Below are 20786 nucleotides of genomic sequence, written 5' to 3' on the forward strand. Positions count from 1 at the left end.
GGCGGCGGGGGATGGTGGCGTGGCTTGGGAGGGCTGGGGAGGCGGCGTGGTCTGGAATGGCTCGGGGGCCGGGGGAGCCGGTGTGGCAAGGAAGGGGTCGGGTGGGGTGGCGAGGGGTGGGGTGGGGGTTGGCGATGAGGGAGGACCTGGGGTTGCCGGAGGCGGTATCGGTGGCGCGGGGTGGGCAGTGGTGGGGAGGCCGAGCAGGTTGGCCGCGTCGGCGGGGGTTAGGCGTTTGCGTGGGTCCTTCTCCAGCAGGCCGTCGAGGAGGGGGGTCAGCACGGGGCCGGCGTGCTGGGGTCGTGGGTGGGGGTGGATGGCTGCGGCGAAGGCGCCTGCCATCGCATCCTCGTGGGCGAACGGGCCCACCCCCTCGGCGGCGAAGTAGAGCGTTGCCCCGAGGCCGAATAGGTCGGCTTCTGGGCCAGCGACGCCGGTGACGACCCTTTCCGGGGCTATGTAGCCGGGCGAGCCCACGATCAGGCCGGTGTTGGTGGCGGTGCCCTGGCCGATGGCCCTGGCGATGGAGAAGTCGGTCAGCATCGGCTCGCCGTCTTCGGCGATGAGCACGTTCGACGGCTTGATATCGCGATGCAGGACGCCGCCGCGATGCGAAGCCGCGATCGCCTCAAGCAGGCCGCGGGCGAGCCGCAGCACGTCGGCCGGGGCCAGCCGCCCGTCCGCGACGATCTGCTGTTCCAGCGATCGGCCTGCGATGTAGCGCATGACGATCCACGGCCGTGCGTCGTGGATCACCACGTCATAGATGGGGACGATGCGCGGGTGCTCGAGGCGCGCGGCATGCCGCGCCTCGGCGACGGCTCGCGTCGTCTGCGCGTTCCTTTCGGCGTCGGACAGCTGCGCGGAGTATCGAACCTCCTTGATCGCCACTTGTCGATCAAGGAGCATGTCGTGAGCCCGCCACACGGTCCCCATGCCACCTGAACCGACGACGGTCTCCAGCTGGTATCGCTCCGCCAGCAAGCCTTCCAAAACAGCTCCTTAGGCCGGGCCGAAGGCAGTCTATGTCCCGAGTGGACCAAGCGGAAGCAGCGATCTGACACACAGGCGGCGCGATGGCAGGGATTTCCCTTGGGACAGGCCCATCGGCCGAATTCATAATGGATCCCGTGGTTGCTCCCGACGACGGGTTCGTGGTCAAACCCGACGAGCTGATCGAGATGATGTCGTCCGTTGCCCGGGCGGGCTCGGATCTCTCCAACGGTCTGGACAAGGTCCGTGACGGCCTGATGCTTCCGTCCACGGTGGGCGCTGGATGGGAGGTCGACGCACCGCTGGCCCGCTGTGCCAATGACTGGCTGCAGCAGATGCTGGCACTCAAGGCCGCCACTTCACGCGCTTCGGAAAATCTGGCCAAAAGCGCTCAGTCCTATATGGACACTGAAGGCGATGTCTGTGTACTTCCTGAAGAGGAGCAGTAGTCGTGGTCACCTACCGGCGGTTGCAGGGGATCGACCCGGGGGAGTTCCGGGCGGTGGCAAGACAATGGGCGACCGGTGCGCAGACGGCTCAGGCGGCGCAGCAGGAACTGACCCGGGTCACGGTTCATCTGCCGGACAACTGGCAGGGGGTCGCCGGGGACGCGGCCGCACAGCACTTCATCCAGCTGCGTGAGGAGCTGACCGAGGCCGGTGCGAAGGCGGCGCACGTCGCCGCAGTGCTCGATCATCTTGCCGATGAGGTGGCGGCGGCGAAGACCAAACTGGCCGATGCGGTACAGATCGCGCGCTCGCGGTCGCTTGACGTTAGCGATGCTGGGGTTGTGTCCGCGCCCAACGCGGACAATCAGGTCGAGGTTTCGCCTGCTCAGGCGCGGATCAATCACGCCGTCTCCGAAGCGTCGATGGCCGACCACCGCGCGGCGAAGAGCCTTAGCGATCCACAGCCGCTCCGGTCCATCTTCCTTGAGTCCGACACCGATTTGGGAAAGTTTTCCCACGGCAACTTCGACTACAACTACGACCCGAATGAGCCATCGGTCACCATCGTGGTCCGGGTGAAGTACGACTTCGAAGAGGGCATCAGCGAGGAAGAGAAGCTCAAGTTCAAGGCGATGACCGAGGCTGCGGTCCGGGACGGCTGGAACGAGCGGGCCGAGCTGGTGCCGGCCGACGGCACCGGCCCGTCGATCCCGGTACGGGTGGTGGTGCAGGAGAACAACGACAGCTACCACAAGGTGATCGACGTCGAGCAGCATCGCTCCCGCCCGTGGGTGGGCATGGACCTCAACACCGGCATCGACGACGGTGAAGGCAACCGGCACACCAAGGCCACCATGGTGCACGAGTTCGGCCACGTGCTTGGTAACTACGACGAATACGACGGCGGTTTCTTCGAGAATCGCGCCTGGTGGCACGACAACGACCACCATGACGAGGAGAACTACTCGCTCATGGGCGGTGGCTCACAATTGCATCCGCGCTATTTCGACCACATCGCCAATCAGACCTCGACCGTGGCGGGCGAGCGTTACGAGCCAAGGATCGTGGCCCAGCCGAGCATGTGAACCGAAGGTCATCTGGCAATTCCCTGGTACACAAGATGTAGAGCCATTCCCTGGTCGGCGTGGGCGAGGTTGTGGCAGTGGTTCATCCACACGCCAGGGTTGGAAGCGCGGAACGCCACTCGCCATACCTCACCGGGCCGCACGTCGAAGGTGTCCAGCAGCAGCGGACTCCCGGTCACCAGCCGGCCGTTCTTGGCCAGCACCAGCACCCGGTGACCGTGCAGGTGCCAGGGGTGCGTTTCGAGCCCTCGGTTGACCACGGTGAAGGCGACGAGATCGCCTTCCGCGACCACCTGGTCCGGGATGTTGGGATGGGCTTTCCCGTTCACGGTTTGCGCGTAGGCGGGCTTTCCGTCCACCAAAGCCAATCCACGATCCAGCACCAGCGTGAAGTCTTTGTCGGGCCGGGCTTGCAGATCGCTGCCACCGGTGGGTGTCCCATAGGAGGTCAGGTCCAGCTCGGGCCAGGCCGAGGTGTCCGGGTGCGGGCCGGGGGAGAGGGCCAGGCCCACCGCGCGGTCGTCGATCCGGAGTGCCACGGGGCCGGACGGCATGGTGAAGGCGAGATCATAGCGGGCGCCGGCGGCGATCCGCAGCGCCACCTCACGAACCTCGCCCGGCCCGTTCAGGTCGTTGCCGTCCGCCGCGACGACTCGAAAACTGGTTCCACTCAAGGTAAACCGATGCGGAGTGTTGTCGGTGTTGATGAGCCGCAACCTCACCGATGCACCAGGTGGCTGCGGATTGTCCGCCATGCCGTCGTGGGTACCAATCGCCAGCGCCCCGCCAAAGGTGTGCACCGGCACGGTAAGGTCGGTGCCCGAAAGCGGCGAACGCGGCTGCACGATCAGGGTGCCATACAGGCCAAGGCGCACACCGCGATCGGATACCTGATGCGTGTGGTACCAGTAGGTGCCGACCTGATCGGCACGGAACCGGTAGACGAACTCCTCGCCGGGCCGGACCGCGTCCTGCGTCACGCCCGGCGCGCCATCCTCGCCGTTGCGTACGTCGTAACCGTGCCAGTGCAGGGTCACCCCGTCCGGGATGTCCACATTGGTCAAACGAACCTCCACCAGATCGCCCTCGGTGGCGGTGAGTGCGGGTCCGGGCACCTGACCGTCAAAGGTCCACGCCGCCACCTTGCGGCCGGAGGCGAGCGTTATCTCGGCCTGCCGTGCGGAGAGCGCATAACGTTTCACGGTGCCGCCGGGTGCGGGCTCGGTCGGGCCGCGCAGATCGGCGACGGAAACGGTGTGGTGCGGCGGTGTGGCGGTCGCCGATGGTCCGGCGGGCAGAAATCCCAGCGTGGCGGCACCCAGCCCGGCGGCGAGGGACACCGCGCCGGCGACGGTCGCTGCCCGCTTGGCCGCCGGGTGCCTGAGCCACCAGGTCACCGCCGTCGCCACGCCGACGAGCGCGACGCTTGCCATGGCTTGGGCGGGGCTGGCCGGGTACCCAAAAAGAAAAAGAAATAGTAATCCACAGATGCCTGCGTATCCGGTCATGAACAGCGGCACCACCGCCCGGGAAAGCCCACGAGCCATTGCGGTCACGCCGGCCGCGGCCGCGGCCAAGCCCAGCAGCGGCAGGGCGAGAGTCACCTTGTCCTGAACGAACCACCATCCCTGGTCGGCCAGCGCGACGACGGTCCCGACCCGCGCAAGCGTGGCGACCCCTGCGGCGATCAGCGCCGCCAGAGCTATCCGGCCTCGTCCGGAAGCCACCGCGATCGCAGTGCCCAGCCAGGCGGCAGCGCTCACCGCCGCCGCCAGAAGGTCGACGGCGATGAGCTGTTGGGCATTCATCGGGCTGGCTCGGCTGTGGCGGCAGGAGCGATCGTGGCATGGGCGCGAGCCCGCATCAGCACCCTGCTCGCGACGCCGAGGATGGCCAGGCCGTTGAGCGCGTGCAAGCCAATGATGGCAAGGGAAACGCCGGTGGTTTGCTGCTCGGTGGAGCCGCCGATGACGTTGCCCAGCACGACAATCAGCGTCTGCACGATGGTCAGGCCAAGTGTCAGTGCGGTCAGCCCGATCAGCCGGCCGGGTGCGCGGGCAAGGGCGGCGGCCAGCGTGGCCACCAGAGCCAGCAGGGCGAAGATCCGGCCGTTCATGACGTGCAGGGCGAAGGAGTCATCGGTCTGCGGTCGGCTGAACGCCCCGATGGCGGCGAAATAGAACTGCAACGCGCCTGAGGCGAGCAGAAGTCCCACGATTGCTACGTAGATCCGGCGCATCATCATGGGATTGATCCTCTGCCGCGGTGCGGTGTTACGCGTCGCCTGTGGGGCGGCAGTTGGCTACGCCCCGGCGAGCGAAGCTTGCCTGGTCGATTACGTTTGATGACGTAGCCGGGTGCGCCTTGCGCAGGATTCGGGCGGTTCTGAGCTGCGGATATCATCTGCGCATGAACCCCGTGTTGGGCCGCCTGGTCCGGTTGCCGCTGTGGGCGCAGGACACCGCGCTTGCGATCTTCGTCGCGCTGATGCAGTGGCAGGGGACCAAGCAGGTCGCGACCCATCGGGGGGAGGTCTTTGACCCGGGGCAGACCGTGTTCCCCGCGGTGGTGCTGCTGGGCGGCGGTCTGCTGCTCGCTGTCCGCCGCCGCTGGCCGGTCGCCACCTTCGTGGTCATCGGCGGGATGAGCGTGTGCTACTACGCGGCAGGCTATCCGGACGGCCCGGGGTGGGTGGCGTTTTTCGTTGCGGCCTATACGCTGACGGCCTATGGCGACGGAGTCCGCTCGATGCGGATCGCGGTGGGAGGCCTCGCTGCCTTGACAGTCGGCTGGATTCTCACCGCCGACATCTCCGAGGGCGGACAGATGGGCTGGCTCATGTTCCGGATAGGCACCGCCATCATGGCCACCATCCTGGGCGAGTCGGTCCGGATGCGCCGAGTCCTTGCGGCGCAAGCACAGGAGCGAGCAGAGCGAGCGGAGCGCACCCGCGAGGAGGAGGCCCGCCGGCGCGTGGACGCCGAACGGATGCGCATCGCGCGGGAGGTCCACGATACGGTCGCGCACGCGATCGCCATCATCAATGTGCAAGCCGGCGTCACCGCACACGTGCTCGACAGGCGCCCCGAGCAGGCACGCGAGACGCTGACCACGATCGAGCGCACCAGCGCGCGGGCGTTGCACGAGCTGCGGGCCACGCTCGGGGTGCTGACCGACGGCTCAGATGATTCCAAAGCGCCCGTGCCCGGGATGGCACAGGTCAACGATCTGGTCCGGATGGCTCGGGAGGCCGGTCTGTCGGTCAGCGTCGAGCTTTCGCCGGAGGGAAGCCAGGACCTGCCCAGCGCGCTGGACAGCGCGGCCTACCGGATCCTGCAGGAGTCGCTGACAAACGTCATCCGGCACGCCGGTCCCGGAGTCACCGTCCGTGCGTCGGTCGAGCGAAGCGAGGACGAGCTTGTGGTCGAGGTCAGCGACGATGGGCTGGGCTCGCCCTGCCCCGAGGTGGGCAGCGGGCGCGGCATAGTGGGCATGCGCGAAAGATGCGAGCTGCTGGGCGGTTCGCTGACGGCCGGGCCACGGCCCGGAAACGGGTTCGAGGTGCTGGCTCGGATTCCGGTGCGGGCCGGTTTGGCGCCCGCCCGATGATCAAGGTCGTGCTCGCCGATGATCAAGCCCTCGTCCGCGCCGGATTCCGCATGCTGCTTGACATCGAGGAGGATATCGAGGTCGTCGGCGAGGCCGCGACCGGTGCCGAAGCGTTGGCGCTGGCGCACTCGCAGCGGCCCGAGGTGGTGCTCATGGACATCCGGATGCCCGTTCTCGACGGAATCCAGGCCACCCGGCGGATCAGTCAAACCGCTGGGCTCGACCGGGTGAGGGTCATCATTCTCACCACCTATGACACAGATACCTACGTGTTCGAGGCATTGCAGGCCGGTGCGAGCGGCTTTCTGCTCAAAGACTGCGGCCCGGCCGAGCTGCTGCACGGCATCCGTGTGGTGGCGGCCGGAGATGCTTTGCTGGCGCCCAAAATCACGCGCCGCCTGATCGGCAGGTTCGCCGCGGCCGGGAATACGGCGAGACTGGCCGAGGACCAGCTGTCCGTCCTGACCACCCGGGAAAGGGAGATCGTGGCGCTGGTCGGGCAGGGATTGTCCAATGAGGAGATCGCCGCCAAGCTGGTACTCAGCCCGGCGACGGCGCGCACGCATGTGAGCCGGGCGATGACCAAACTGCGCGCCCGTGACCGCGCCCAGCTGGTGGTCATCGCCTATCAGACCGGCCTCGTCACCGTGTAGAAAACGGTGCCCCGCGCCGTCGGCGGACCTCGGCTAGCATCATGCTTCCGACGTTCATGTTCCGGCGTCGATTTACGGGGAAAGGAACGAAATCCATGGCAAGGTATCGCATTTTTGCGATCTACTCTGTTCTGGCATTGCTGAGCGCCGGCCTGGTAGTGGCCGACCCGAGCCCAGCGATGGCCGACTACACGACCACGGTGGTCAACTTCAATACCGCCGGCAATCAGGTCACCCGCTATGACACCGAAGGCAACGCGGTCGACGCCCACGACGGTGACCTGGCGCTCTTCGGTGAGACCTACTACCTGTACGGAACGAGTTACGACTGCGGTTACACGCTGACCACCGCCGGCACGAAGTTCTGTGGCTTCAAGGTCTACAGCTCACCGGATCTGGTCCACTGGACCGATCGTGGGCAGCTGTTCGAGGCCTCCGGGGCGCTGTGGCAGGGCCGGTGCGCCCCGCCTCAGTACGGCTGCTACCGGCCGCACGTGGTTTACAACCAGAGCACCTCGAAGTATGTGCTGTGGATCAACGGGTACGACAATGCCAGCGGCTATCACGTGTTCACCTCCGATTTCCCGACCGGGCCGTTCGCCGAGCTGGCCGCGCCGACTCTGGCTGTGCAGGGCACCGGCGCTGGATTCAACAACGGGGACATGGACGTGTTCGTCGACGACGACCTCGCCAAGACGGCGTACCTGGCCTATACCGACATCCGTGGCGGGCACGACCAGATCGTGGAAAAGCTCAACGCCTCCTACACGAGCGGCACGGGACAGTACACGAGGCTCAATATCAACTCGACCGAAGCGCCGTCGCTGTTCAAGCGCGGCCTCATCTATTACCACCTCAGTGGACCCAACTGTCCATATTGCACAGGAACGGCCACGCAATACCGCTATGCGGGCGGCCCGTTGGGTCCGTGGTCGGCGCCCACCACTATCAACACCAACTCGTGTGGCGGTCAGCCTTCCTTCGTCTCGGCGATCCCCACCGCCTCCGGCACCACCTACCTGTACGGCAGCGACCTGTGGAACGGCGAGTTCAACGAGGCGCTGGCCAACTATCACTGGGCGCCACTGACCTTCGCCGGCAACGGCTCGATCTCCTCCTTCAGCTGTCTCGCCAGCGTCTCCATCGCGCTGACGACCGGCTCGGCGGGCAGCCAAATCGTGCCGGCCGACCGCGATCAGGCCGACGGCGTCGACGGCTTCCGGCACTGGTGTGACATTCATTCGACCGGGTTCCGCCGGATGCAAACCTTCGTCGCCTCCCGCACCGGGACGCTGACCAGCGCTTCCTACACCAGCTTCCGCAAAGGCAACCCGAACGCCGGGCTGACTTTCAGCATCGTGGCGGTCAACGCCTCGCTGCAGCCGGTAGGCACGCCGCTGTTCACCACGACGGTGCCGGCCGATGCGGTGGGCTGGTCTCCGCGTAACGTGACAGTGCGGCCGCACATCCCGGTCACGGCCGGAATCCGTTACGGCATACAGGTTCAGTCGACCACCACGGCCGGCTGCTATGGACTGACCTATAACGACACTGCCCCTTACCCGGGTGGTGGCGAGGCTTACAGCACCAACGGCACCACCTACATTGCGGAGACAAACCGTTCGTCCAAGTTCGAGACCACGATCGGGGCACCCAATTTCGCCGCCGTGGCCACCAGCACTGCCAGCAGCAGTGTGGAGGCGTGGGGCTGGGGCCGGGTCAAAGCCCATGACGGACAACGCATCACCAGTCCGTCGGCCGCGGGCTGGTCGACCGACAGCAACCTGGGTGCAGACCATCCCGAATGGATTCTTCTTGATCTGGGTACGAGCCGGTTGGTGCAGCGAGTCGATCTGTACCCGCGCAACGACCCCGGCAACGTCGGCCAGGGCTTCCCGAAGGCACTGAAGATCGAGGTCTCAGTCGACGCCGTGACGTGGACTGAGGTGCGTAACGAAACCGGGCTGGGGCTGCCCAGCGCGGCGGTGCAGAGCTTCCCCTTCGCCACTGGCCACAACGCCCGGTACATCCGTGTCACCGGCACCAGTCTGCGCAACAGCAACCCCAACGACGCAAGCTATCGGCTGCAGCTCGCCGAGGTCGAGGTCTACTGAACCGCAGAGCCGGGGCGGCCATCCGCCCCGGCTCCTTTATTTGGTGGCGAATGTTTACTTAGCCCTTGCGCTAAGTGTTCTGGCTCGCAATACTAAGCCTTATGGATAACCATCCTGCGCTGGATGACGCCTTCCTCGCACTCGCCGATTCGACGAGACGCAGCGTGCTGACACGGCTTGCCCGTGGCCCGGCAAGCGTGTCCGAGCTTGCGGCGCCGAGTTCCATGGCGCTGCCTTCCTTCATGAAACACATCCGCTTGCTTGAGCGCAGCGGCTGGATCCGCACGCACAAGTCGGGCCGCACGCGCACCTGTGTCTTCGAGCCGAGCAAATTGCCGGTTGTGGACGACTGGCTGGCCCAGCAGCGGGCACTCTGGGAGGCGAGGACCGACCGTCTCGAGCGATTCATCGACCTGGAGACCGAATGAACCCCGAGTTGGATCTTGAGATTTCCCGAGTCATCCGGGCGCCACGCATACGGGTGTGGCGGGCGTGGGCCGACCCGAAGCGGCTCGAGCAATGGTGGGTGCCGGCTCCCGCGCAGTGCCGGGTGGAGAAGCTGGAGCTTTCGCCGGGCGGCTCCTTCCGCACGAGCATCCGCGAGGGTGCTGCGGAGTTCCAGCCGCACCTGAACGCTTGCGTGCTGGCGGTAGACGAGGAACGTCGGATCGTCTTCACCGACGCCCTGCTCGCCGGTTGGCGGCCGAGTGACTCCCCGTTCATGACCGCAGTGATCACGATGCGTGACCACCCCGACGGGACCGAGTACGTCGCCTGTGCGATGCATCGGGATCGCACCGCCCGCGACACCCATGAGCGCCTTGGATTCTTCGACGGCTGGGCCACCGTCACCGCGCAACTGGCCGAGCTGACCGAGCAGGAGGAGTGGTAATGAGGCTTACCCTGACCCAATTCGTGACGCTGGACGGCGTATATCAGGGTCCCGGATCGGCCGACGAGGACACCAGCGACGGCTTCGCCCGAGGCGGATGGATGGTCCCGCACATGGACCAGGCCTTCATCGAGCTGGCCGCGGGCTGGCTCGCGCAGGCCGATGCGCTGCTGCTGGGCCGCCGCACCTACCAGGCCTTCGCTCGCGACTGGCCGCAAATCACCGATCCGGACGACCCATTCACCAAAAGCATGAATGGATTGCCGAAGTATGTCGCCTCGAACACGCTCACTGAGGCGACCTGGGCTCCGACGACGATCCTACGCGGGGATGTGGTGCAGGAGGTGGCCAAGCTCAAAGCTGGACCGGGACGAGAGTGGCAGGTGCACGGTTCCGCGCGGCTCGCGCAGAGCCTGCTCGCCGCGGGTCTTATAGACGAGGTTCGGATGGTCATCACGCCCACCGTGCTCGGGCAGGGACGGCGTCTCTTCCCCGACCACGGGCCGGCCATCGGCATGCGCGTCACCGGCCACTCCACTACACCAGGCGGCCTCACGATCTTGATTCTTGAGGCCACCAGCGCGCCCCAATTTGCCACCTACGAAGGTGTGGGCGCCGTGCCGCGGTGAGACGGTCTTGGCACAGCGAGATCGACCATAGTGCCTGCGTCGCCACCCGCGGTCGTGTAAGACGGAGCTGAGACCATCGACAGGCGGGGGGTTTGACGGTGACGAGTGATACCAGCAAGGCGGTGGCGCGAAGCGGGATGGTGCTGGCCGCGTTCTTGATGATGCTGGCCGGAGCGTTCCAGTTCTTCCAGGGCATCTCGGCCGTGGTGAAGGACGACATCTACCTCAACGCGCCCAACTACATATACAAATTCGACACCACCACGTGGGGCTGGATCCACCTGATCCTCGGCGCGATCGTGGCGATCAGCGGCTTCTTCCTTTACCAGGGCAAGGACTGGGCCCGCGGTGTCGCGATCGTCCTGGCCGGTCTGGCTGCCTTGAGCCAGTTCTTCTTCATTCCGTACTACCCGCTGTGGGCGATTCTGATCATCGCCCTTGACATATTCATCATATGGGCGATCGTGAAAGCGCCAGCGGGAAACAACTTTTAGCCGATAGGAAATCCGCGAGTCCGGCTCGGCCACAGTTTGGCCGGGCCGGACTCTTCCATACCTGATCCAAAAAGCTCGCAAGGGGAACATCGCAAATCTGACACTTTGGCGACCCCGTCGTGGTCGGCCGTCCGGCCACGGTGTTCCGATGGTGAGAGTGTCGGGTGCCGGTGTATTGGCGAATGCATCGATGCGTTTGGCCCGAAGCTCGCTCTTTTTGCCGACTCTGTCCGCGGGCCCCTGCGGGCTAGCCTGGCTTCGCGACAAAGGACGACTAAGTTGCGACTCTGCTCGCTTCGGGACAGACGCAGGATGTTGGATTGGGTGGGAAAGTGGCGGATGCTGCTACGGCTGCCTACTCAGGGCACGGGAGTACAGGGCTAGTCGGGGCGCAGGTGGTGGCACTCTTTCGGTGCGATCCAGCCGACGATTTGGTGACAATGTTGTGGCCGGGTGTGGCTCAATCGGACCTGCCCACACTCCTCATAGTTCTCAGTTCGCGTTTCGCGTCACTACCCGATTTCGGTCTGGTGTGGGTGGGTGAGGGCAGCGTCACGGTATTCGCCAGGGGATCGGTTCATATCGAGGTCTTTCAGGGCGGCCGGTCACTGGCGTCGATCACGGCTGGGCCGCGCGCCACCTGGCACGAAGAATCGTTCGAAAGAGCGGATCGTGTCGTATTGTCCACATCGGACAGTGGCGGCGAGATCGGACTGCCGTTGCAGGGCGGCATCGTGCGGGCGGGGCGAATCGAATGCGGCGCAGCGGCGCTGACCGCACAGCCATCGGCCCGGCCGAGGGTGTCGCACTCGGTGGTGCCCGTCATGCCGGCCAACATTCCGCCGGTACGGCCCGAGGTTTCGTCAACACAGCAATGGGCTGATCCCGAGGAGCCGCTCAAGAAGGCGGAACCGTTCAAGATTCCGGATCAGCTACGCGAGCAGTTGCTGCCGCCGCCAGATGCGCCCAATGTGCGGCCAGCGCCCAGGGCGGAACCTTTCCGGCTACCAGACCTCAATATCTCTCCGCACGGTGGTGACACCGAGAGGTCGTCGCGGTCGAAGCCGGAGGGAAAACGCTTTGTCGCCATACAGTGCCCAAAGCTGCATCTCAACGAGCCGGCCGCGCCCGCGTGCCGCATCTGCTATCTGCCGCTTGAGCTCGATGCGCCGCAGCTGGAGACTCTGCAGCCCGCACTGGGCTGGCTGCAGCGCGCCGGAACCAGCGAACGCTGGGAGGTCGTGAACCCGGTCATCCTGATTGGGCGAGCACCGGGCTTCAGCGCGGTGGACAGACTGGCACTCACCCTCTCCGGTGTGTCGGCCGCAATCGCCGACCTCCACGTGGAAGCGCGGTTGAGTGGCTTCCGCATGGAGGTCATGGACCGCTCCGGGCGGCGCGGTACCCATGTGATCAATCCTGATGGGCGCAAGGTGCGGCTGGAACCGGGCGCGCCGATACGGCTGCGCGAGACGGGAAGCATCGTGCTGGCCGACGAGGTCACCCTCACCTTCGAGGTGGACCGATGACCGCGCCCGGCGGCGAGCCACCAATAATCGGTGGCTTCGCGCACATGAGGTATCTCGGCTCGGGTGGGTTTGGCGAGGTGCATCAGTATGTGCGGGAGGCGTCGGGCGCCTCGGTCGCGATCAAGGTGCTGCGTGTAGACAGGCTCACCGGTGGCGGCATAGAAGACGTGATGCGGGAGGCGCAGGCGCTAGGCCGTCCCTCGGACCGGGGTGCTCATCCGAATATCGTTGCCGTTCAAGAGGTCGGGCTCACCGAGAAGTCGCGACGGCCATTTCTGGTGATGGAGTATTGCCCCGGCGGCAGCTGGGCGCAGCACATCGAAAAGGCCGGCCTGGTCGATCCCTGGGCGGTGCTCAATGTGGGCATCCAGATCGCTGGTGCGCTCTACACACTCCATCAGCGTGGGATAGTGCATCGCGATGTCAAGCCGGGCAACATTCTCTTCGGGCGGCAGGCGGTTCCGAAGCTCGCCGACCTCGGTATCGCGACACTGACCCGCGACGAGGTAAACCGCGGATCCGCCTGGCTGTCAAGGGACTACGCGGCCGCCGAGGTGGTCGTCTCCCGGGTCTCCAACGAGCTTTCGGACCTGTTCTCGTTGGCAGCCACGCTTTACCATGCGCTGGCCGGCCGGTCGTGGGTGCGCCTGCCCAAGGGCGACAACTCGCCCGAGGCCATCGATGAACGGATCATCGCCGGCCGGGTACCGGAAATAGCAGGAAACGACATTCCGGATCGGCTGAAACGGCTCATCATCGGCGCGATGCATCCCGACGCCCGGACCCGCGCTGGAAACGTGGGTCTGGCCAACCCCAACGGCGATCGGCGCGTGGAGGCGCTCAAGCTGTTCGCCTTCCGGCTGCGAGACATTCAGGAAGAGCAGAACTACACTACCCTGACCCGGGTACCCATCGACGACCTCGATGACTGGACAGAGCCCGCCGAGCCGGCCGTAGCGCCGATCCTCCCGCCGGAACCAAATTCTATTTGGGCGCCTCCGGTCAGCGACCCGGCGGAAGCCACCTTCGACTCCGACCTTATCGGCGGATGGGATCTGCCCAAGGGCGACACCGAGCACGCCGGTCCTATCGGGCGAAGCGCGGTGCGGCAGCGGGATCCGGAAGCGACCCGCACCGAGGAAACCTCGCTGGTGGTGCAGATACGGAATCGTCGGCCACGCAACAAAAAGGTGTGGCTGGCGATCGCCGGGGCGGCGGCGGTGGTGGCGGCCGTGGTCGGGATCAACGTTCTGGTGAAGCCGGTCGACGGCAGCCCCGGTGGCGGGCAAAGCCAGCGACCACAAGGGGAGGACGCCATCCCCGATCGGATGGCTCTGCCGGTGCCGGTGGTGACCGGTAAACGCGACAGCGAGGGGACCGTCACGTTTCAGTGGACTTACGCCAATCAGGAGACGGGCGACAAGTTCAACGTGCAGCGGTCGGGTCAGGAAAAAAGCGAGCTGGCTGATCGTCCCCAATGGACATTGGCCGGGGCCGCTCCCGGCGTCGAGGTGTGCCTACGAGTCAGCCTCATTCGCCAGAATCTGGTTGGTTCGCCGAGTGTGCAGGTCTGTGCATGAGTGCTGTTCGGGTGCGGTTGTGTGGTGAGGAGTTCATAGCCACCGAGCGCCAGCCCCTGTTGATCGGGCGTGAAGCCGACATCAGCGTGGACGACAATAGATATCTGCATCGCCGTTTCCTTCAGGTGGCCTGTGTGGAGGGACTGTGGGTGCTGCGCAACGTGGGCGCCCAGCTGACGGCCACCGTCTCCGATCTGCAAGGGCTGTTCCAGGCCTGGCTCGCGCCGGGCGCACAGGTGCCTTTGCTGAGCACCCACACCATCGTGTACTTCACAGCCGGGCCGACCACCTACGAGATTGACATCCTGCTCGACGAACCGCCGTTCACCGTCACCCCGGTCATCTCCGATCCCGATTCCAGCGACGGCGGCCCGGTGACCATGGGCGGCATGTCGTTGACGACCAAGCAGAAGCTGGTGTTGCTCGCGCTCACCGAACGGGCGTTGCGGCGAGGCGACCGGGGTGCCACCTCCATTCCCAGCTCCAAGGTAGCGGCCCAGCGTCTGCGCTGGACCCTGGTGGCGTTCAACCGTCAGCTGGACAACATCTGCCAAAAGCTCGCCGCCTTCGGGGTGCGCGGGTTGCACGGCGACAGCGAAAATCTGGCAGCCAACCGGCGTGCCCGTCTTGCCGAGTACGCGTTGGCAGCGCGCCTGGTTACCCGTGCCGATCTGGCATTGCTGGAAGGCGTCGAAGCCGATGGAGAGGAACTGGCGTGATCAATCCGTCGAAATGGCTGGGCCTTGCCGGCCGGCTCAACCGCAGGAACGTTTCCTGGACGGCGTTGATAGCCGTGCTGGCTGGGCTCGTGGTGTCTGTGCTGTCGTCGGAGGGTTTCCCGGCCGCAGATCTCCGGCTCAACGACGGCGGGGTGTGGGCAACCTATCGCAACCAGAACCTCTTCGGCCGGTTCAATTTGCCCGCGCAGCAACTCGATGCGTTGCTCTACCCGGGCGGGAACCAGCCGGACATCGATGTGCTGCAGGAGGCCTCCACGGTGTTCCTGGTCGACCGGACGGCCGGCCTGCTTCGCCCGATCGACGTGTCCAATCGCGACTACCAACACGAGGACGCCGCGTTGCCGGCGGTGGCGCGAGTGGCGCTGGGTGGCGGTGTCGTGGCCGTGCTTGACGAGCAGACTGGCAAACTCTGGGTGCGCACAGCCGAGTCGGCCAAAGCCTTGGACGTGTCGCAGGACGCTCCGACCGCCGAAGTCGGCAAGGCGGCCTCGATCGCGGTAGGCCTCGACGGCACGGTGCATGCGGTCTCCTCTGATACCAATAAGCTGCTTTCGGTAACCCGAAGCGGCGAGCGTGAGCAGCGTGACCTGCCCGATGTCGAGGGGGCCTCGGTCACCGCGGTGGGTTCGGTACCGGTGGTGCTGAGCAAAGGCGGCAAGCTGGTGCTGCCGGACGAGGTCGTCTCCGTTGACGGCAGTGCACGCCTGCAGCAACCCGGCCCGGAGTCCGAGTCGGTCCTGCTCGGCACGGAAAAGCAACTGCTGCAGGTCGATCTCTCCGACGGCGAAAGCGCTTCGCTTTCCGAAGTTGGCAAGGGTGGGCCGGCCGCGCCGGTGCGCTTGGGCGACTGCGTCCACGCGGCCTGGGCGGGATCGGCACCAACCTACATTCGCTTGTGCGGCCCGGGCAAGGCCGACCAGCCGGTACCGCTGGAAGGGCTGTCACCCAATGCGGAGCTGGTATTCAGGGTGAACCGGGACGCGATTGTGCTGAACGACGCGGCCGAGGGCAACATCTATCTGTTCGAACGCGGCGGAGCCGATCTGGGCAACTGGCAGGAGCTCATCGAGCGGCTCAAGGAGAACCCGACCAAGCCGCCGGAGAACTCACAACCCAACAGGCTGGTCAACAACAAACCCGAAGCGATCGATGACACCTTCGGCGCCCGTCCCGGACAGGCGGCGCTGTTGCACGTGCTGGACAACGACACCGACCCGGACGGCGACGTGCTCACCATTGTCGCCACGACCGCGGTCAAACCGGCCGGTGCGGGGCGGCTATCGGTCATCGCCAACGGGCAGGCGCTGCAGTTCGTGCCCTCACCGGGTGACTACCGGCAGGCGGTGACTTTTCAATACACCATCAGCGACGGCAATGGCGGCACAGATCCGGCCGGAGTGACGGTCAACGTCAAACCGGATGGCAATGCGCCACCGTATGCGCGGCCGTCAAATCGCGTCCTCGAACTGGAACGCGGAGGCACGCTGACTTTCAACGCGCTGCGGGACTGGCGCGATGCCGATGGCGATGCGCTGCTGCTCGCACAGGCGACCGTCCCGCTGCCGGACAAGGTGCGTTTCACGCCGGGGGGAGAACTGACCTTCACCGCCGCGCCGAATTCCTCGCCCGGCCCAAAACTGGTGTCCCTGAAGGTTTCTGACGGAACAGTCCTACAGGACGGTTCCGTCACCGTCAACGTCGTAGACCGCGACCGGCCACCGGTGGCGGAGAACGACCTGGTGACCGCCGTGGCCGGGCAGAAGGTGACGATCCGCCCGCTGGACAACGACTCCGATCCGAACACCACGGTCCCGGGCAGCGAGCAGCGGCTGCGGCTCAGCTTCGTCGGGCCGTCGAAGGCGGGTTCGTCCGCGACACCCGATTATGTGGCCGGTACCATCACCTTCAAGGCCGATCTGGTGGACGCCTATTATCTCGACTATCGGGTGACCGATGGCAAGGCGGAAGCGGCCGGCCGGATCCGGATAGACGTGCGCAAGCCGACGTCTGCCTACGCGCCGGTGGCAGTCGCGGACCAGGTCGCCCTCAGAAGCGGGACCCCTTCGGTAGCCGACGTTCTTGCCAACGACGTCGACCTCGATGGCGACGTTCTGGTCGTGCGTTCGGTGGAAGTGCCGGAAAACTCGGGCCTGAGCGTTTCGGTCATTGAGCACCGCTGGCTTCGGGTCAGTGCGACTCGCTCCGACGTCGGATCGCCCCGCTACACCGTGCGTTACGTCGTCTCCGACGGCGAACGCGACGACATCGGCGTGCTGACGGTAACGAGATTGGAAAGTGGCGATCAGAATCAGCCGCCCGTCACCGTGGCCGACATCGCGACCGTGCGCGCGGGTGACATCGTCGACATCGATGTGCTGGCCAACGACTCGGATCCGGAAGGCGCCGCGCTTGGGCTCAAACCCAAGGTGGTGGACGACAACGAGGCGAGCAAGCGCGGTTTGTGGCTGGTCTCGGCGGGCCGGGTGCGATTCCACGCGCTTGACAAGCCCGGCACCTCCACCGCCAGCTACACCGCGCTGGACGAACGCGGGCAGTCGGCGGTCGGCCAGATCACCGTCACCGTCATCGCCTCCACCGCGGCCAACCAGATCCCGCAGCCAAAGCCGGTGCAGGCCAGGGCTTTCGCCGGTGGGAAGGTGCGCATCCCGATTCCGTTGACCGGGGTGGACCCGGACGGTGATTCGGTTTTGCTTCTCGGCCCGATGCTGGCTCCGCAACTGGGCCGTATCGTCGACCAGGGCATCGACTACTTTGACTACGAGGCGTATCCCGGCGCGGGTGGCACCGATGAGTTCACCTATCGGGTGCTCGACGGGTTTGGTGGTCTGGGTACGGGCAGCGTCCGGATCGGCGTGGTGGCGTTCCCGGATCGGGACACGGCACCGGTTGCCGTGGACGACGAGTTCGTCGTGGCGCCCGGCGCGACGGTTCGCGTTCCGGTGCTGACAAACGATTCCGATGTGGATGGCGATCCGCTGACCGTCGAGGATCTGAAGCTGCTGAATCCGAGACTGCCCGAGGGCACGTCGCTCAATGGCAGCGTGGTGGTCGTCAAGGCGGGCCCGAACGAGCGGGACGTGGTTTCGGTCCGATACGGGATCTCCGATGGCCGCGGTCAGCGGGCCACTGCCACGGTGCGAATCACGTCGCGTGCGGGCGCGAACCTGCCGCCGATCGCCCGCGATGACATCGCCGGCCCGGTGGCCGCCGGAGCGACCAGCGTCGAAGTCGAGGTGCTGCTCAACGATGACGACCTCGACGGCCCCAAGTCCGAGCTGACCGTCGAGCCGATCAACGTTGGGGACGCCGCGCCGGTCACGGTTTCCGGCTCCAAGTTGCGCATCCCGTTGACGAAAAACGCGAGGCAGGTGTCCTACCAACTCAAGGATGCCCATAACGGGGTGGCCGTGGCCTTTGTGCGGGTCCCCGGGACCGGCCCGCAGCCGCCACGGCTCAAGGACAACCCGGAGCTGGTCGTCACGAGCGGCGCCGACCTTACCGTCAATGTCGCCGAGCTTGTCGTCGATCCGCAAGGCCTGCCGGTGCGCCTGATTGACACCCTGAGCATCTCCACTTCTCCGTCTGGGAGCCTTTCCTTGGTACCAGGGACAAGCACCCCGACCTCATTCACCTTGCATGCCGCGGCCGAGTTCTCCGGACGGGCGGCGGTGGTGTTCGCGGTAGAGGACGGCCAGGCATCCGCATCGCTGAGCCTTCGGGTGAAGGTGGTCCCGTCAGGCAAACAGCCGCCGGTGTTTTCCTGCCCACCGGTCGAGCCGGCGGCCGGTGCGCCACCGGTGACCGTCGAGTTGCAGCGGTGCGTCCGGTCGAACGCCGGTGAAGGCCTGTTGTTCAGTCTCGACAGCAAGGCCCCAGCCGGGCTGACCGTCGAGCTGGCCGGCTCCAAGCTGAAGATCTCGGCCGCGCCCGACGCGGAGATCGGCGACCGAGGCAAACTGAAACTCACCGTCACCGATGAGGCGAAAGCGTCGGCGCAAGGCGAGCTCGCCATTGTGGTTCGCCCCTCGGGTCTAGCCGTGGCCAACACCGATTACGCCAACGCGAAAGTGGGCGAAGAGGTCCATGTCAATGTCATAGGCAACGACGTCAACCCGTTCCCGAACTCCCCATTGAAGCTGGTGTCGCTGGAGGCGCCGGGCGCTCCCGGCGCGCGCATCGACGAGGGTAAGGGTGAGGTGATTTTCACCCCGGCAAAACACGGGAAGGTGGCGTTGCAATACACCGTCCAGGACGCGACCGGCAAGCCGGACCGCCGGGTCAACGGCTCGGTCGAGGTGACGGTCATCGACAAGCCGCTCGCGCCGGGTCAGCCGATCGCCCGCAGCGAGGGGGACAAGTTCGCCGTTCTGGTCTGGTCCGAGCCGGACAATCAAGGCTCGCCTGTCGACCGGTACACGGTGACCGGCAACGACGGGTTCTCCCAGACCTGCGCGGAAACCGTCTGCCGATTGGACGGCCTGACCAACGGAAAGACCTATCGGTTCAAGGTTCGGGCGATCAACGCGGCGGGAAATGGGCCGGAAAGCCCGGAGTCGGCGGACGTGCACCCGGACGCCAAACCTGACCAGCCACAGGCGCCGACGACCACGTTCGGCGACTCGAAGATCACGCTTTCCTGGGCGGCACCGAACGGCAACGGCGGATCGTCGATCCAGGGGTACGAGGTTGAGATCTCCCCGGGCGGGATATCGCATCCGGTCAACGGCACCTCGTATGTGTGGAGCGGACTAGACAATGGTGCCGCCTACACATTCCGGCTCAGGGCACGCAACAGCAACCTTTTCAGCGAGTGGAGCGCATCGTCGGCCCCGGAGATTCCGGCGAGGCAACCCGAAGCACCGCAAGCGCCAACGGCGGCCGGGGTGGCCGATGGGATAGGCCAGCAGATCGTCGTCAATTGGATCGAGCCTGTCGTGAACGGGGCGGCGGTCACCGAGTACCAGTTGACGGTGATAAGGGCAGGCGTCACCGAGCGCACCATCACCGTGCCGGGCGACACCACCGGCGCAACTGTCAACGTGGACAACGGTGTGGACTATCGCTTCACCGTGGTGGCGGTGAACAAAGCCGGCCCGTCGCAGGCGAGCCCGGCGTCGGCGGCCACCATCGCCCACGGCAAGCCGTTCCCGGTGCTGACCCACAGCTACTCCGACAACAGCGGTGGCACCGGCTATGACGGCCGGGTCAGCTATTCGCTGTCGCCTCCGGGCGACAACGGCCTGGCCATTTCGTCCTACGAGTTCGATGTGGACGGCAACGGGTCGACCGACTTCGGCAGCGGAAGCGCCTCCGGCTATGTGACCGGCCTTGCCAATGGCACGGATTACCAGATCCGGGTCAGGGCTTGCAATGACATGTGCGGTGACTGGTCGGGCGCGGGCAACGTGGTGCGTCCCTATGGCCCGGTTCGCCAGCCGAACGCGGGCGCGGCCAAGAGCGGCGCGACGAGCGTGACTCTTTCCTGGAGTTCGGCCGGTGAGAACGGGCGGCCGCTGGACCGGATCGAGATTCGGGTCAACGGCGGCGGCTGGGAGAACGTGGGGACCGGGGCGGGCAGCCGCGGCTGTGGCAACGGCTATGACCAGACCTGCAGTATCGACGTGAGAGCGTTCGACATCGCGGGCCAGGTATCCCCGACCGCTTCTGCCTCTGCCCGTACCGATCCGCCGCCGGGCGTGGTTACCGTCGCCAAGGGGGCAAGCGCTCAAGGGCAGCCCGGTTGCAGCAGCCCGCCCTGCGCCTACGTCGTGGTGACCCTGTCGAATTTCTCGCCGAACACCGCCTATGCCTGCGACATCAACTCCGCCCACGGCGACCTGTTCGATGTCACGGTGACCACGAACGGCAGCGGGAACGGCAGCAGGCAAGCCCTTAGCTATTACGGCTACCCGACCGGTTGGGTCTCGGCGACCTGCAACGGCATCACTGGTACCAGAAATCCTTGGAACTAGGCCCCTTCAGTTCCGGACCGACCACA

Annotated in this window: 16 protein-coding genes; 13 read left to right on the forward strand and 3 right to left on the reverse strand. The window is 65.8% G+C overall.

Features of this window, described 5'->3' with window-relative positions; genetic code table 11:
• Positions 1–993 (reverse strand): serine/threonine-protein kinase (locus Rhe02_RS37170; RefSeq protein ID WP_203913163.1); only part of this gene is annotated, 993 nt, incomplete at its 3' end.
• 137 nt (positions 994–1130) lie between these two features.
• Between Rhe02_RS37170 and Rhe02_RS37175 the strand changes: the two genes are divergently transcribed.
• Together Rhe02_RS37175 and Rhe02_RS37180 are read left to right on the forward strand one after the other, a co-directional pair.
• Complete coding sequence (locus tag Rhe02_RS37175; RefSeq protein ID WP_203913164.1) at positions 1131–1442, forward strand: hypothetical protein; 312 nt, start codon at positions 1131–1133, stop codon at positions 1440–1442.
• A gap of 2 nt (positions 1443–1444) precedes the next feature.
• Positions 1445–2527 carry a WXG100-like domain-containing protein gene (locus Rhe02_RS37180; protein WP_203913165.1) on the forward strand — a complete coding sequence of 361 codons (1083 nt, stop codon included), beginning with the start codon at positions 1445–1447 and terminating at the stop codon, positions 2525–2527.
• An 8-nt stretch (positions 2528–2535) separates the two neighbouring features.
• Here Rhe02_RS37180 and Rhe02_RS37185 read toward each other — a convergent pair whose 3' ends face one another.
• Together Rhe02_RS37185 and Rhe02_RS37190 are read right to left on the reverse strand one after the other, a co-directional pair.
• Positions 2536–4335: a multicopper oxidase family protein gene (locus Rhe02_RS37185; protein ID WP_203913166.1), complete on the reverse strand. Its 1800-nt coding sequence runs from the start codon at positions 4333–4335 to the stop codon at positions 2536–2538.
• Positions 4332–4772 carry a DUF6220 domain-containing protein gene (locus Rhe02_RS37190; RefSeq protein WP_203913167.1) on the reverse strand — a complete coding sequence of 147 codons (441 nt, stop codon included), beginning with the start codon at positions 4770–4772 and terminating at the stop codon, positions 4332–4334. Before Rhe02_RS37190 ends, Rhe02_RS37185 begins: the two co-directional genes overlap by 4 nt.
• Positions 4773–4936: 164 nt before the next feature.
• Here Rhe02_RS37190 and Rhe02_RS37195 point away from each other — a divergent pair, with 164 nt between their 5' ends.
• The 11 genes from Rhe02_RS37195 (at position 4937) to Rhe02_RS37245 (ending at position 20760) form a co-directional block, all read left to right on the forward strand.
• A complete protein-coding gene (locus Rhe02_RS37195) occupies positions 4937–6136 on the forward strand; it encodes a sensor histidine kinase (RefSeq protein WP_203913168.1) in 1200 nt (399 codons plus the stop codon).
• Positions 6133–6789 carry a response regulator transcription factor gene (locus Rhe02_RS37200; protein ID WP_203913169.1) on the forward strand — a complete coding sequence of 219 codons (657 nt, stop codon included), beginning with the start codon at positions 6133–6135 and terminating at the stop codon, positions 6787–6789. Before Rhe02_RS37195 ends, Rhe02_RS37200 begins: the two co-directional genes overlap by 4 nt.
• A gap of 95 nt (positions 6790–6884) precedes the next feature.
• On the forward strand, positions 6885–8903 hold the full coding sequence (locus tag Rhe02_RS37205; RefSeq protein ID WP_203913170.1) for a discoidin domain-containing protein: 2019 nt from the start codon (positions 6885–6887) through the stop codon (positions 8901–8903).
• Between the two features lie 101 nt (positions 8904–9004).
• Positions 9005–9331, forward strand: coding sequence for an ArsR/SmtB family transcription factor (locus Rhe02_RS37210; RefSeq protein ID WP_203913171.1), 327 nt, complete (start codon positions 9005–9007; stop codon positions 9329–9331).
• Positions 9328–9795, forward strand: coding sequence for an SRPBCC family protein (locus Rhe02_RS37215; RefSeq protein ID WP_203913172.1), 468 nt, complete (start codon positions 9328–9330; stop codon positions 9793–9795). Before Rhe02_RS37210 ends, Rhe02_RS37215 begins: the two co-directional genes overlap by 4 nt.
• The gene (locus tag Rhe02_RS37220) at positions 9795–10424 is read left to right on the forward strand and encodes a dihydrofolate reductase family protein (RefSeq protein WP_203913173.1); all 630 of its coding nucleotides are present in this window, start codon (positions 9795–9797) and stop codon (positions 10422–10424) included. The genes Rhe02_RS37215 and Rhe02_RS37220 overlap by 1 nt, the downstream gene beginning before the upstream one ends.
• Positions 10425–10522: 98 nt before the next feature.
• Entirely contained in the window at positions 10523–10918 is a 396-nt protein-coding gene (locus Rhe02_RS37225; protein ID WP_203913174.1) for a DUF7144 family membrane protein, read from the forward strand.
• Between the two features lie 680 nt (positions 10919–11598).
• Positions 11599–12447 carry an FHA domain-containing protein gene (locus tag Rhe02_RS37230; RefSeq protein WP_203913175.1) on the forward strand — a complete coding sequence of 283 codons (849 nt, stop codon included), beginning with the start codon at positions 11599–11601 and terminating at the stop codon, positions 12445–12447.
• Positions 12444–14027 (forward strand): serine/threonine-protein kinase, encoded by a 1584-nt coding sequence (locus Rhe02_RS37235; RefSeq protein ID WP_203913176.1) that lies wholly within the window; start codon positions 12444–12446, stop codon positions 14025–14027. The genes Rhe02_RS37230 and Rhe02_RS37235 overlap by 4 nt, the downstream gene beginning before the upstream one ends.
• On the forward strand, positions 14024–14746 hold the full coding sequence (locus tag Rhe02_RS37240; RefSeq protein WP_203913177.1) for a hypothetical protein: 723 nt from the start codon (positions 14024–14026) through the stop codon (positions 14744–14746). Before Rhe02_RS37235 ends, Rhe02_RS37240 begins: the two co-directional genes overlap by 4 nt.
• On the forward strand, positions 14743–20760 hold the full coding sequence (locus tag Rhe02_RS37245) for an Ig-like domain-containing protein (protein WP_203913178.1): 6018 nt from the start codon (positions 14743–14745) through the stop codon (positions 20758–20760). The genes Rhe02_RS37240 and Rhe02_RS37245 overlap by 4 nt, the downstream gene beginning before the upstream one ends.
• Positions 20761–20786: the final 26 nt, after the last annotated feature.

This window comes from Rhizocola hellebori (genome assembly GCF_016862955.1).
Taxonomy (GTDB): Bacteria; Actinomycetota; Actinomycetes; order Mycobacteriales; family Micromonosporaceae; genus Rhizocola; species Rhizocola hellebori.